At 62.3% G+C, this 13,839-nt stretch carries 13 protein-coding genes; 12 read left to right on the top strand and 1 reads right to left on the bottom strand.

The genetic code is table 11. The features are described 5' to 3' along the window. The first annotated feature begins 206 nt into the window (after window positions 1-206). From D0Y60_RS22280 to D0Y60_RS22250, 7 genes are all read left to right on the top strand, one after another. Window positions 207-1,571 (top strand): extracellular solute-binding protein, encoded by a 1,365-nt coding sequence (locus tag D0Y60_RS22280; protein ID WP_117372145.1) that lies wholly within the window; start codon window positions 207-209, stop codon window positions 1,569-1,571. A gap of 113 nt (window positions 1,572-1,684) precedes the next feature. Then, entirely contained in the window at window positions 1,685-2,608 is a 924-nt protein-coding gene (locus D0Y60_RS22275; RefSeq protein ID WP_117372144.1) for a sugar phosphate isomerase/epimerase family protein, read from the top strand. Between the two features lie 11 nt (window positions 2,609-2,619). Further along, entirely contained in the window at window positions 2,620-3,525 is a 906-nt protein-coding gene (locus D0Y60_RS22270; protein WP_117372143.1) for a sugar ABC transporter permease, read from the top strand. Between the two features lie 2 nt (window positions 3,526-3,527). Then, window positions 3,528-4,433: a carbohydrate ABC transporter permease gene (locus D0Y60_RS22265; protein WP_117372142.1), complete on the top strand. Its 906-nt coding sequence runs from the start codon at window positions 3,528-3,530 to the stop codon at window positions 4,431-4,433. Between the two features lie 21 nt (window positions 4,434-4,454). Beyond that, entirely contained in the window at window positions 4,455-5,555 is a 1,101-nt protein-coding gene (locus D0Y60_RS22260; protein ID WP_117372141.1) for a Gfo/Idh/MocA family oxidoreductase, read from the top strand. Next, complete coding sequence (locus tag D0Y60_RS22255; protein ID WP_117372140.1) at window positions 5,552-6,436, top strand: NAD(P)-dependent oxidoreductase; 885 nt, start codon at window positions 5,552-5,554, stop codon at window positions 6,434-6,436. The genes D0Y60_RS22260 and D0Y60_RS22255 overlap by 4 nt, the downstream gene beginning before the upstream one ends. After that, the gene (locus D0Y60_RS22250; RefSeq protein ID WP_117372139.1) at window positions 6,420-7,229 is read left to right on the top strand and encodes an SDR family NAD(P)-dependent oxidoreductase; all 810 of its coding nucleotides are present in this window, start codon (window positions 6,420-6,422) and stop codon (window positions 7,227-7,229) included. The genes D0Y60_RS22255 and D0Y60_RS22250 overlap by 17 nt, the downstream gene beginning before the upstream one ends. 85 nt (window positions 7,230-7,314) lie before the next feature. On the opposite strand, the gene D0Y60_RS22245 is transcribed toward D0Y60_RS22250, so the two are convergent. Next, the gene (locus D0Y60_RS22245; RefSeq protein WP_117372138.1) at window positions 7,315-8,529 is read right to left on the bottom strand and encodes a Xaa-Pro peptidase family protein; all 1,215 of its coding nucleotides are present in this window, start codon (window positions 8,527-8,529) and stop codon (window positions 7,315-7,317) included. A gap of 191 nt (window positions 8,530-8,720) precedes the next feature. Between D0Y60_RS22245 and D0Y60_RS22240 the strand changes: the two genes are divergently transcribed. The 5 genes from D0Y60_RS22240 (at window position 8,721) to D0Y60_RS22220 (ending at window position 13,678) form a co-directional block, all read left to right on the top strand. After that, window positions 8,721-10,223, top strand: a complete 1,503-nt coding sequence (locus tag D0Y60_RS22240; RefSeq protein ID WP_117372137.1) for an ABC transporter substrate-binding protein — start codon at window positions 8,721-8,723, stop codon at window positions 10,221-10,223. 98 nt (window positions 10,224-10,321) lie between these two features. Next, complete coding sequence (locus tag D0Y60_RS22235) at window positions 10,322-11,272, top strand: ABC transporter permease (protein ID WP_281048173.1); 951 nt, start codon at window positions 10,322-10,324, stop codon at window positions 11,270-11,272. Further along, a complete protein-coding gene (locus D0Y60_RS22230; protein ID WP_117372135.1) occupies window positions 11,269-12,126 on the top strand; it encodes an ABC transporter permease in 858 nt (285 codons plus the stop codon). Before D0Y60_RS22235 ends, D0Y60_RS22230 begins: the two co-directional genes overlap by 4 nt. After that, complete coding sequence (locus tag D0Y60_RS22225) at window positions 12,123-12,932, top strand: ABC transporter ATP-binding protein (RefSeq protein ID WP_117372134.1); 810 nt, start codon at window positions 12,123-12,125, stop codon at window positions 12,930-12,932. The genes D0Y60_RS22230 and D0Y60_RS22225 overlap by 4 nt, the downstream gene beginning before the upstream one ends. Continuing rightward, window positions 12,929-13,678, top strand: a complete 750-nt coding sequence (locus tag D0Y60_RS22220) for an ABC transporter ATP-binding protein (RefSeq protein WP_117372133.1) — start codon at window positions 12,929-12,931, stop codon at window positions 13,676-13,678. Before D0Y60_RS22225 ends, D0Y60_RS22220 begins: the two co-directional genes overlap by 4 nt. Window positions 13,679-13,839: the final 161 nt, after the last annotated feature.

Raw genomic sequence — 13,839 nt, 5'->3', positions numbered from 1 at the left:
GTTCAAAGTCAAGGGCTTTCTGAGATTTTTTGCGCGAAATCGATAAAATAGGGGTGTTTATGGCGCGTTCTCAGCAATTTTTTGTCGCGATAGTCAGGGCATGTAGCCGCTTGACAAGACGGAAAAGCTGATCCTTACTTGTATGACCATCAACGATATGGTCGACGGTGCACAAGCGCCGAGCGTAGCAATACAAGGGGTTCGCTATGCCGTTTTCTCAGCCAGTTCATGCCCGTATTCCCCAAAACGCCCGCCGCCGGTCGGCCTTGCGCCTGCTTGTGGTCGCCCTCAGCCTCTCGGCAGCCTTCATGCCGGCTTCGGCAAACGCCGATGGTGTTACGTTGAAAGTGTTCGGCGGTTCCTCCCTCGACGTTCTTGCCCCACGGGAGACGCCGGAGGTGCAAACGAAGATCCGCGAGGAAATCGTTGCCGGTTTTCTGAAGGAACACCCCGAAGTCTCTGCCGTCGAATGGGATGCGCAGGGTCCCCAGTCAGGTTCGCTCCAACGCCTGATGACCGCCAAGCTTTCCGGCCAAGAGATGGATCTGATCGCCTGCTCTGCCTATTGGGTCAACGGCGCGTATGTGCGCCGCGGGCTCTTGCGGCCGATTACGGACGAGATCCAGCCCTTCGTCGCAAATGTCGATCCGGCCAGCCTCGGCGCGTTCAATGTGAACGGCAAGGTTTATGGCGTGCCGATCACGTCGCTGTCGACCTCGACGATCTTCTACAATGTCGACCTTTTCAAGAAATTCGGTATTCCCACGCCGCCGACCTATGCGGACCTCAAGTCCGCGGTGCCGAAGCTGCAGGAAGCGGGCGTCATCCCGCTGCTGCATCAGGGATCGAACAGCGTCATGTGGCCGATGTGGTATTTCGAGACCTTCTCGCAAGCAAGCGGTGACCCTGTTGGCGTCACGCAGGCGCAGCTTGAAAGCAAAGAGAAGTTCGACAATGCTGCCAGCGTCGAAGCGTTCCGACTGATCAAGCAGTGGGTCGACGACGGCATCCTTTCCAAGGATTCTCTCTCCGTCGATATGGAGGGCATGCGCGCCGCCTTCGCCAGTGGCAAGAGCGCCATGTACTACGGCGGCACCTGGGAGGTTCCGTCCCTGAAGGAAAACGTAAAGGGCTTCTCCTGGGGTGTTTTCCCGTTCCCCAAGATGGAGGGAACGCCGGGTGAAGCCAAGCACGGCGGCGGTGCCGATAACGGCATGTGCCTCTCTGCTTCCATTCCGGAGGAAAAGGTCAAACCGGCACTCGACTTCGTCGCCTATCTGACGAAGCCGGAGGTGGCAAAGATCTATCTCGATGCGGAGCAGCCGATCGCGACGTCCATCAAGGGTGTCGAGGGTGTCGACGAACAATATGCCAAGGATCTGCGCGCCACCGCGTTCCCCAACACGATCAAGTTCCTCGACTGGATTTGGCCGAGCGAAGTGACGACGGCAGTGGCATCCGGCATTGCCGGGGTCGTGGGGGGCACCGCGACACCGGAAGAGGCCGCGCAGAGCGTGCAGGCGACGTTCAAGTCGCTTGTCGACGAAGGTAACTGGCCGCCGAAGGACTAAGCCGGCGCCGCACGGCGGCGCGCCCTTCTCCAGCGCGCCGCCGAAATTTCCCCCCGACATTGCCGTGCGCTCTGCAGAGCGCCTGATCATCCGTCCGTTCGAAAGAGAAAGCCATGACCCGTTCTGCACGCCAACGTTTTTCCATCGGCTATCATCTAAACAGCTGGGACCTGACCGGACAGCCCTTGCGCCCGGCGCTCGATTTTCTTGCACAGGAAGGTTTTGGCTGGTTTGAAATTCTCGCCTTCACCAGCCTCTCCGACCAGTTTGCCCGCAAATACATGCAGCTTGGCGATCTGCCGCCTCCGGGCGTAACGACGGATACCGACATCCTGCGGCGCTACGCGCTACTTTCCGAAGCACAGAGCGATCTGGGTATCCGCCTGTCCTCGCTCTATGTGAACGCGACCTTCGTCAATCCCGTGCTGTGGGAGCAGGAGCGTGCCTGCCTTATTTCTCTTGCGCGCATCCTGAAGGGTTTCGATGCTCCGGTTCTGGTGCTCGGCGGGGGGCCGTCGGAAGCGTCGGGCAACAAACATCTCCCGGAAGACTACAAGGCCTTCTGCCGTGCGCTTGAGGATATCGGCCGGCGTACGGCCGATCTTGGCATTGCCACAGTATACCACCCGCATCTCGACACCTTCATCGAGCGGCGCGAACAGCTCGACCGGATGATGGATGAGCTGGATACGCGGCATGCGGGGCTCTGCATCGATCCCGCCCATCTGGCGCAGACCCATTCGGATCCGGTGGACGCGCTCCGCACCTACATGTCCGCCGTGCGATACATCCACCTCAAGGATACGCGGGTGGACGACAGCCTCGTCGGCCCTGAGCGCTATGCTGCGTTCAGCGAACTCGGTGCAGGCGTGGTCGATATGCCCGGGCTTGTCGACGTTCTCCTGGACGCCGAGTATGACGGTCTTGCGATCGTGGAGCTCGATGCCTCGCAGAAGACCGCAGAGCAGAGCGCAAGAGAAAGTGTTGCTTATCTCACTGAAACGCTTGGACTTGTGCTGAACCCTAGCAAGCGCTGAAGGGGTTTGGGATGCTCACGCGTATAACGAGGATCATCCGGCGGGATGACGACGCGACGGTCGCGGCTTTCATGCTCGCGCCTGCCGCCGTCCTGTTTTCGCTGTTCTTTCTGTGGCCGTTCCTGCGCGGGCTCTGGATCAGCCTGACGCGGTGGGACGGGTTTTCGGCGCCGGTTTTCATCGGCGTCGCCAACTACGCTAAGCTTTTGGGTGATAGGCTGTTTCTCGGTGCGCTCGAGAACAATCTGATTTTCGTTGTCCTCATCCTGCTTCTAAAGAACGTGCTGGGCCTTGGTCTGGCCATCCTGCTGGACCGGGCAATTTTCCTGCGTGGGCCGATCCGGGCCGCAGTTTTCATTCCGGTCACGCTTTCCTTCGCGGCCACCGGCCTTCTGTGGTCATGGATTTACAATCCGGTGTTCGGCCTCCTCAACGCGGCACTAGACGGGCTCGGCCTTTCAGCACTGAAGTTGTCATGGCTGGGGGATGCCGATATCGCGCTCTATTCGATTATCGTGGTCGATGTCTGGAAATGGCTGGGGTTTCACGCCGTCATCTATCTCGCCGGCCTGCAGACCATACCGGACGAGCTTTACGAGGCCGCCCGTATCGATGGTGCCGGCGCGGTGAAGCGTTTCAGGCATATCACCCTCCCACTCATGATGCCGGTCGTGCTGATCAACATCATTCTGGGCCTGTCCGGTGCCTTTGTCCGCAACTTCGATATCGTACAGGTGCTGACGCAGGGCGGGCCGAACCACGCCACCGAAGTGGTGATGACCTATATGGTCAAGACTGCCTTCCAGGACGGCAATATGGGTTATGCCAGCGCCATGGGATACGCGCTGTTCCTCATTGTCGCACTGTCCTGCGTCCTGCTTTTGGGCCTCATGCGGCGCAGCAAGGTGGAGATGTAGTCATGGAACACCACAGCTCTATTCGCCCCGCCCGTGCCCAGCCGCCATTCTCTAGCCACCTATTCTGGAAGGGCTTGCTCGCCGGCCGTACCGTTAGTGAGCTGGTTCTCGTTTACGGCCTGTTGGCAATCGTGCTTGTCGAAACACTCTATCCGCTCCTCTGGGTGCTTTCCGGCTCCTTGAAGACGAAAGAAGAGGTCATCGCCAATGTGTGGGGATTGCCGTCAGGCTTTGCCTGGCAAAATTATACCGAGGCGTGGCGGGTTGCGGGCATCGGTGCGCGCATCCTCAACAGCGTCGTCGTGACGGCAACGGCACTTGCGCTTCTGCTGCTGGTTGCGACCCCGGCCGCCTATGCCTTGTCTCGCCTCAGGTTTCGTGGCCGCAACGTCATCCTCGCGCTGGTCGTAGCGGCGATGCTGATACCGCCGCAGGTCATGGCGATCCCGCTCTTCATGACGGCGCGTGATCTCGGTTTGGTCAACAGCCGGATCGGCATTGCCATCATCCACGCGGCTTCCAACCTGCCGCTCTCCATTTTCATTCTGCGCAGTTTCTTTCTGTCCTTGCCCGCAGAGCTGGAGGATGCCGCGCGGATCGACGGCGCCAGTCGGCTCCAGATTCTCGGCAAGGTCATGCTGCCACTGATCCGGCCCGGCCTCGCTTTGGTGACGATCTTCGGCTTCATCGAAATCTGGAACGATTTCTTCCTCGCCTTCCTCCTGCTGCGCGATCCTGCCCTGCAAACGATACCGCTCGGCCTCGTCGCGTTCTTCCAGCAGTATGGATCGATGTGGAACCTCTATTTCGCGGCACTGGCGATGACGACGCTGCCGGTCATCATCGTCTTCGTGCTCATGCAGAAACAATTCATCGCCGGATTGACCGCCGGCGCGGTCAAGTCGTGACCGGAATATAAGGAGTTCACAATGACGGCTTCCAACCCCATAACGCCGATCGGCGTCGGCGTGATCGGTTGCGGCGAAATCGCGCAGCTGATGCACCTTCCTGTTATTCACGAACTTCCGGAGCTGCGTCTGGCAGCGCTTTGCGATCTTTCCCGGACGGTTCTCGAGACGCTGAGCGCGCAATATGGCGTCGCCGCCTGCTACCGGGAATACCAGGCGCTGCTTGACGACCCGGCCGTCGATGCTGTGGTCATCTGCACCTTCGATCATGGCCCGGTTGTCGAGGCCGCCATCAAGGCCGGCAAACATTTCATCGTCGAAAAGCCGCTGGCCTTCACAGCCGAGGAGGCGCGTCCGCTTGTGAAGGCGGCGAATGAAAGCGGGCTGGTCGGTCTTGTCGGCTACATGAAGCTTTATGATCCCGGCTATCGGCTCGGCCTCGAAAAGATCGGCCAGATCGGCCGGCCGAAAATGATCCAGGTGCATGATTTCGCGGGCCGTTTCGATCGCTATCAGCAGCTTTATACGCAGGTGCGCGGCAAGGACGGCGATATCGAGCTTATCAAGGCGACCCAGGCGGATGTGGCTGCGCGCGTCGCAGCCGGACTCGGACAGGACCATGCCGGTTACGCTGACCTCTACATGACGCTTCTGATGCTCGGCAGTCATGATCTTGCGGTTCTGCGCGGTGCTTTCGGCGTCGCGGAGCGCGTCGATTATGCGCAGGCGGTGGGACCGACACATATCATGGCCGTGCTCGGTTTCCCCGATGGTGTTCCGGCGCTGCTGGAAGTGGCGTTCGGCGCGCAGTATGAATGGTGGGACGAATGGATGACCGTTCACGGCGAGAAGGACGAAGTGCGCATCGATTTCCAGAACCCTTATGTGCGGAATGCCGCGGCGACGGTGCGTCTGCGCGAGGCTGCCGGCGAGGGGCCGAGCGAGCGCATTCTGCCCGGCACGCCGGAAACCGCGTTCCGCCGGCAATGGCGGCATTTCATCGCCTGCGTTAAAGGAAAGGCCGCACCTATCACACCGCTTCAGGGGGGGCTCGATGATCTCGAGTTGGCCGAGCGCATCATCAGGGCACTGCCCGTAAGGCCGAAGGGAGGGCAGGCATGAGCCGCATCCTCGTCACCGGATCGAGCGGCCTCCTGGGCCGGCACGTCGCTACGGCATTGCGGGATGCGGGACACGTCGTAACCGGTCTCGATATGATGGCCCCGCCGCCGGACTGCGGCTGGGCGCATATCACGGCGGACGCTGGCGATCTCGGCGTGCTTGCCGAACTGGCGGCCGACAAGGATGTGCTGGTGCACATCGCCGCGATCCCGAGACCCACGGGGCGTGCTGCTGCCGACGTGTTTCGGGTCAATATGGGGGCCATGTACGCGGCGACCGAGGCTGCGCGTATCGCTGGTATACGGCGGTTTGTCTATGCCTCGTCCTTCAGCGTGCTTGGTTATCCCTTTTTTGAAAAGCCTGTCGTGCCGCCTTACCTGCCGATCGACGAGGGGCATCCCGTGGGAGCGCAGGATATTTACGCCATTACGAAATGGCTCGGTGAAGAAATGGTCGATGCCTCGGTCCGGCGCGGGGTATTCTCGGCTGTCAGTCTGCGCATGCCCTGGATCCAGACACCGGAGAGCTTTCACGCCCAGATCGGCCCGCGGCGCGCGCAGGCTGAAGCCGCCCGTGATCTCTGGGCGTATCTCGATGCGCGCGATGCCGCTTCTGCTTTCCTGTCCGCCGTTGAGCGGCCGGTGGAGGGACATCTTCGCGCGTTCCTGAGCGCTGCGGACAGTTATATGGACCAGCCATCGGCCGGGCTAGCCGAGGCGGCCTATCCGGGCGTCGCCCATCGCCAGCCTCTTGTCGGGTTTGCGTCGCTCATCGATACCGGCGTCGCGCGCGATGCTCTCGGATTTGTTCCACGATGTTCCTGGCGCGACTACCCGCCGGCGCCCGGCCACGATTTGAGAAGGAATGACGATGCGTTTTGAAAACAAGACCGTGCTCGTGACCGGTGCTGCCGGCGTTATCGGCTCTGCCGCGGTGCGTCGTTTTCTTTCGGAAGGTGCCCGCGTCGCCATAGCCGATCTCAACGGTGCCAAGGCGGAGGAGGTTGCGGCTGAATTCGGCGATCGTGCCAAGGCGTTCGCTGTCGATGTGGCCGATCCGGCTGCGGTCGAAGCCATGGTCGGCGCCGTCACCGCTCATTTCGGCGGCATCGATGTCCTGTTCAACAATGCCGGCATCTCCGGCACGGTCGCGCCCGTGCACGAGCTGTCGATTGAAGACTGGCAGAAGATTGTTGGCATCAATCTCAACGGTATCTTCTATGTTCTCCGCGCGACCCTCGCCGCCATGATTGCCGGCAAAAGACAGGGTGCCATCGTCAATATGGGGTCGTCGATGGCGGGCTGGGACGTTCTGTCCGGTGGGGTCGGCTACGCCGCAACCAAACACGGTGTCGTCGGCATCACGCGTATCGCAGCGCTTGATGCGGCGCCTTACGGTATCCGCGTCAATGCCATCTGCCCCGGCGTCATCGAAACTCGTCTGGGTGTTCCGGCAGAGGACGAAGCGGCCTACTCCGCGGGCATCGAGCGCTTTGCCCACCGCATTCCCTTGCGCCGCATCGGCCAGCCCGAGGATGTTGCCGCTGCTGTCGCCTTTCTTGCGTCCGACGATGCCAAACATGTGACGGGTGTCGACTGGCTGATCGACGGCGGCCAAACGCTGCAAAGCTGGGCAAATGCGCCTGACAGCGATCGTTTCCCAAACTTCACATGAGGATTTGCCAGATGTTCTAGGCGGCTCATCAATTGGCGTATTAGGAGATTTTAGTTAGTGTCCTACCTGTCGGATGGGAGCGGTCCTAGCCGAGCGAGATGAGTTCACGGGGCAGCCGGTTCATCGTCTGCGCGCCATCCCTGGTGATAACGAACTGTTCCTCGATCATCAGCGCGCCGATGCCATTGGCATAGAAGGGCGCCTCCAGTGCCAGCACCATGTCGGGTTCGATAACGATGGCATTGTCATGCGAGAGGAACGGCCATTCCTCGATTCCGGCGGCGGCCCCCACGGAATGGCCGAAATGGCCGCGATAGTACTCGTTGAAGCCGCGCCGGCGCATGGCGGCGAGCATCGTTTCGTGAACCTCGCCAAAACGCAGGCCGGGCCGCAAAGCCTCGACACCGACCAGGAAGGTTTCCAGCAGCGCCTTGTAGATATCCGCGGCAAGCGGCGAGGGCTTGCCCCAGACGAAGGTGCGGGCACCGTCGGAGGAATAGCCATCGACCAGCGTGCCGACATCGGCCTTGATGAGATCCCCGTCGCCGAGTGCTGCGCCAGCATCTTGCAGGTCGGCACCTACAGAGATGTAATCCCAGTGGCCTGAGAGCGCGTGTCCGTTGCGCGCCGCTTCGTTCCGTGCGCCGGAAAGCCAGGCGGCCGAAAGATCGGCGGCGCGCAGGCCGGGGTGGGCAGCTTGGGCGAGGTTTTCCAGCCCGGCCTCGGCGCAGGCGGCCGCCCGGCGCAGCCGTTCGATCTCGCGCGGGTTCTTGATGAGGCGCAGCCGCCGCAGCACGTCGGAAGCATCCCGCCAGTCTATATCGGGCAACAGGCTCTTCAATCGCGCGAAATCGGCGGCCGGCATGAAATCGAGATCGACGCCGAGAGTCGCACGGGAGAGGCCGCGTTCGGCAAGCAGATCGGCGAGCAGGCGGAAACAGGCATCCTGGTCGAACGTCTCCGGCCGGGGTCCGGTGTTGCCGCCGGCGCGGTAGGCGGCATCGACCTGATCGATGGACGTGGCGTTCGCGACGGTGACGCCGTCGATCCAGATGCGGTGCGTGCGGATATCGATGGGCCGGGCGTTGCCGGCGGCATGGTCGCTCATGACGGCGGCGAGCGGCGCGTCCGCATCGGCCGGAACCAGCGCGATGGCCGAGCCGGCACGGCCCCACATCGTCGCGACCCCGGCGGCAAGGCCGGTCGCATAGCGAAACGCCTCCGGCCGAAAGAGGACCATGCCCTCCAGCCCTTCCGCTGCCAGCAGCTTTTCCGCTCTTGCGCGATCGATGTCGCTCATGTCGTCCTCATGCTCTTATGTAATGGCCGCATCGCGGGCGCGAAAACTATCCATGGATTTAGCCTTCGTTGAAAGACAATTCCCTTTAATTTCCGCAAATTGGAGTGGGCGAGGATGTCATGCTCCCGCAAGGGCAAATACAATCGCCACCAGAACGCCGGCAGACGGCGATCGCCAAACAGGAGAATGACATGAGCGGTTCCAAAATCCGCAACCGGGCACTGACGACGGCGCTTGTGGCCGTCCTTGCCGCCGGGGTCCTTAGCCCCGCGCTGGCCCAGGAGGCCAATCCGGACGCCACGATCAATATCGGTTCGCTCTACGAGCCGCAGAACCTCGACAACACGGCGGGTGCGGGCCAGGGCATCAACGAAGCCTTCAACGGCAATGTCTATGAAGCGCTGTTCCGCCTGACGGATGCGGGCGCGGTCGAGCCGGTTCTTGCCAAGGACACCAAGGTCAGCGAGGACGGCCTGACCTATACGTTCACGCTGCAGCCGGGCGTCACCTTCCATTCCGGCGCGCCGCTCACAGCGAAGGACGTGAAATTCTCCATCGAACGCGTGACGGCCGAGGCCTCCAAGAGTTCGCGCAAGAACAGCCTGAAGTCCATCGCCGGCATCGAAACGCCTGACGACGCGACGGTCGTGGTGAAGCTCGCGTCCCGCTCGATCTCGCTGCCCTATAACCTCAGCTATGTCTGGATCGCCAATGACGAGGCGACGGATTTCCAGGCGAAGGAAGACGGCACCGGTCCCTATGCGTTGCAGGAATGGCGCCGCGGCTCGTCGCTGGCGCTTGCCCGCTTCGACAAATACTGGGGCGCGAAGCCGAAAAACGGCGAGGTCGTCTTCCAGTGTTTCACCGAGGCGACGGCGCTGAACAACGCGCTGCTTACCGGCTCGGTCGATATCATCACCTCCGTGCAGAGCCCGGATTCGCTGGCGCAGTTCAAGGACAACCCGGAATTCACCGTCAGCGAAGGCAAGTCGACGACGAAGCTGCTGCTCGCCTATAACGACCGCGTCGCGCCCTTCGACAATGTGAAGGTCCGCAAGGCGCTCACCCGCGCCATCGACGACGAGAAGCTGCTGAAGGCCGTCTGGGGCGATTACGGCACGCTGATCGGCTCCTTCGTGCCTCCGACGGATGCCTGGTATGCCGATCTTACCAAGACCGACGCCTATGACCCGGAAAGCGCCAAGGCCCTGCTGAAGGAAGCCGGTTATCCCGATGGTTTCACCTTCACCATCGATACGCCGAACTACGATCCGCACCCGATCGCCGCGCAGTTCATCCAGAGCGAACTGGCCAAGATCGGCGTCAAGGTCGAGATCAACGTCATCACCGCCAACGAGTGGTACACGAAGATCTACAAGGCGCACGATTTCCAGGCGACGCTACAGGAACACGTCAACCACCGCGACATCGTCTTCTACGGCAATCCGGACTTCTACTGGGGTTACAACAATCCCAAGGTCGTTGACCTGATCAAAGAAGCCGAAGCGAGCGCCACCGAGGCCGAGCAGACCGAGAAGCTCAAGGAAGCCAACACGCTCATCGCGGAAGATGCGGCCAGCAACTGGTTCTATCTCTATCCGCAGATCGTCGTGTCGAAGGCAACGGTCAGCGGCTACCCGGTGAACGGTCTCAATTCGCAGTTCTTCGCCTACGGTATCACCAAAGCAGAATAAACTGTCCCGCAAAGGCAAGCTCGACACCGGACGCCGCCTGACCTATTTTCAGGCGGCGTCCGCGCTTGTGAGAGGTAACCACCATATTTTCCTACATAATCCGCCGCTCGGCAATTCTGGCGCTGTCGGTCGTCATTGCCGCCGTCATTCTGTTCGTGCTGCTGCGCCTCCTGCCGGGCGATCCCGCAAATGCGCTGGTCTCCGTCGGGGCGGATGCCGCGCAGATCGAGGCGGCGCGCAAGCAGGTCGGCTCGGACCTGCCGCTCTATGAGCAGTTCCTGCGTTTTGCCGGCAGCCTGGCCCGCTTCGATCTCGGCAATTCCTTCGTCTCGGGCGCACCCGTTCTGGCTGAGATCGGCAAGCGCCTCATCGTTACCGTGCCGCTGACGCTGCTCGCCTTCATCGTCGCCATCGCCGTCGCCGTGCCGCTCGGCATCCTCTCGGTGGTGCGCCAGAACCGCTGGTATGGCGGGCTGATCTCCGTCGTCTCGCAGCTTGGCATCGCGGTGCCGGTGTTCTGGATCGGCATCCTTCTCGTCACTCTCTTCGCGGTCAATCTGCGGCTCTTCCCCTCCGGCGGATTTCCCTCGCGCGGCTGGCAATCGCCCGGTGTCGCTTTGCAGGCGCTCGTCCTGCCGGTCGCGACCATCGCCATCGTCATGTCGGCTTCGCTGATCCGCTATGTGCGCTCGGCGACGCAGGACGTGCTCGGCAGCGATTACCTGCGCACGGCGCGGGCGCTGGGTGCGACCTTTTCCGAGGCATTGATCCGCCATGGTATCCGCAACGGCGCGGTGCCGGTGATTTCCGTGCTCGGCATCGAGTTGGCCTCGACGCTGCTCGGTGCTGTCGTGGTGGAGCGGGTCTTTGCGCTGCCGGGCCTCGGCTCCATGCTTCTGCTCGGCATCGAGCAGCGCGACTATCCCAATGTGCAGGGCTTGCTCTTCGTCTCGACGCTGCTGGTCCTGCTGCTCGGCTTTGCCGCCGATCTTCTCCAGCGCCTGATCGATCCGCGCCTGCGTGGCCGCATGGCCGGAGGTGCGGCATGACTGTGCCGGAAACGCTTGACGCACATGTGCCGCAAAAGTCCGCGCTGCCGTGGCCGCTCGTCGTTGGCGGTCTGCTGGTGGGATTGCACGTCGTCGTGGCGCTGCTTTCGCTCGTCTGGACGCCCTATGGTGTCGGCGACATGGTGGGCGGCCGGCTCGAGGGGCCGTCGTTCCTTCATTGGGCCGGTACGGACCGGCTCGGCCGTGACCTGATGACGCAGATCATGATCGGTTCGCGTATCGCGCTCGTCGTCGGTTGCGGTGCGGTCTTCCTTGGCGCGTTGATCGGCGTTACCGTCGGCGTGTTCGCCGCCTTTGCCACGCGCACGCTCGACGATGTGCTGGCCGCCGCCCTCGATATTCTCATCGCCTTCCCGACGCTGCTGCTCGCCATGCTGATCGTCGCCTCCAGCGATGGCGCAAGCCTCGGCACCGCGATCCTCGCCATCGGCATTGCCGGTTCTGCCATCGTCGCCCGGCTGACGCGCATTCTCGCCAAGCGCATTCTCGCGATGGACTACATCACCGCCGCGCGGATTTCCGGCACGTCCTGGCCCGCCATCGTGCGCATCCATGTCCTGCCCAATATCTGGCCGACGCTGATCGTCAATTTCGCGCTTCAGTTCGGGCTTGCCGTCATCGCCGAGGCGTCGCTCTCCTATCTCGGCCTCGGTGCCCCGCCGCCGAATGCCTCCTGGGGACGGTTGCTGCAGGAGGCGCAGGCCTCCGTCTATACCGCCCCCTTTGGCGCTATCGCGCCCGGTCTTGCGCTGGTTTCGCTGGTAATCGGCCTCAATCTCTTTGCCGATGGGCTGCGTGACGTCGCCGACCCGACCCGAAGGAGAAGCCGGTGAGCGCCTTGTTGTCCGTCGAGAACCTCGACATCCGCGCCGCCGGGCGCACGCTCGTCTCCGGCGTGTCCTTCTCGATCGGCGCCGGGGAGCGGGTCGGTCTGATCGGCGAATCCGGCTCCGGCAAGTCGCTGACGGCGCTCGCCGTGCTCGGCCTTTTGCCGGACACCATGCGCGTCGGCGGCTCGATCCGCCTCGACGGGCATCAGGTGATCGGCGCGCGCGACCGCGATCTCGTGCCGTTGCGCGGCGTCAGCATCGCCGCCGTGTTCCAGGAACCGATCACCGCTCTCGATCCGCTGATGCGGATCGGGGATCAGGTCGGGGAAGTGGTGCGCCGCCGCGCGCTCCGTGATGGCGAAAGGCCAGGCAAGGCCGAGGTGCGGAGGCGTGTCCTCGCACTTCTCGATCGTGTTGCGTTGCCGGAACCCGAGCGCATCGCACGAGCCTATCCGCATGGCGTTTCCGGCGGGCAGCGTCAGCGCGCGGCCATCGCGATGGCGCTTGCCTGCCGGCCGAAACTTTTGATCGCGGACGAGCCGACGACGGCGCTCGACGTCACCACCCAGGCCGAGGTGCTAAAATTGCTTGAGGGGCTGGTGCGTGACGAGGGGATGGGGCTTCTGTTCATCAGTCACGACCTGCCGGTCGTCGCCACCATCGCGGAACGGGCGCTGGTGATGCGCCATGGCGAGCTGATCGAGGCCGGCTTGGTCGGTCCGCTCTTCCAGCACCCCGCCCATCCCTATACGCAAGGTTTGGTCGCGGCCGCTCGCGCCTTTGACAAAGCCCTGGAGACCACCCTGTGACGCTGCTCGACCTCTCCGGTGTTTCCTTCGGCTACACGAAGACGAAGCCGGTGCTGCATGGTATCGACCTCACCGTGACCGCCGGCGACAATCTCGGCATCGTTGGGGAATCCGGCTCCGGCAAGACGACCCTGCTGAAGCTGTTGATTGGGCTGGAGCGCGTCTCCACCGGTGCGATCGCGTTTCGCGGCAATCCTCTCGATACGTCCGATCGCGCCTTCATGCGCGGCTTCCGGCGCAGCGTGCAGGCAGTTTTCCAGGATCCCTATTCCTCGCTCGATCCGCGCCAGCGTGTTTTCGACATCATCGCGGAACCGCTGCGCTCCCTCAAGGTCGACACCGACATCGCCGCGGCGGTAATGCAGGCCCTCAAGGATGTCGATCTGCCCGCCGATGCCGCCGTGCGCTACCCCCACGAATTTTCCGGCGGCCAGCGCCAGCGGATCGCCATCGCGCGGGCAATCGTCGCGAAACCCGATCTGATCATCGCCGACGAGGTGGTGAGTGCCCTGGATCTGACCACGCGCACCCGCATCATCGATCTGCTGCGCACGCTTTCTGAACGAATGACTTTTATCGTTGTTTCGCACGATATCGCCCTCGTGGCTCTGCTGTGTGAAAGACTGGTGGTGCTGGAAAAAGGCAGGATCGTCGAGCAAGGCGCGACCCGGGAAATCCTTGCCCGCCCTAAGCATTCCTATACCCAAAAACTGCTTGCCAGCACGCCCAGGATGCCAGGCGGCTAGACGACCGTCCAATGCTGTATCGGGAGCCAGGGAGGGACCTTGTCCCTTCTCGTCACCGTCCCTCGGTGATGCGAGATCGTTTGCCTGCGCGGGCATGAACGCCAATGCATTTTACGAATGACGCAAATATTGGAATTGCCGTCTTTGATAATCCACAAAAT

This window comes from Shinella sp. WSJ-2 (assembly GCF_003432075.1).
In the GTDB taxonomy this organism is placed as follows: Bacteria; Pseudomonadota; Alphaproteobacteria; order Rhizobiales; family Rhizobiaceae; genus Shinella.
This window is presented reverse-complemented; position numbering and strand designations above follow the sequence as displayed.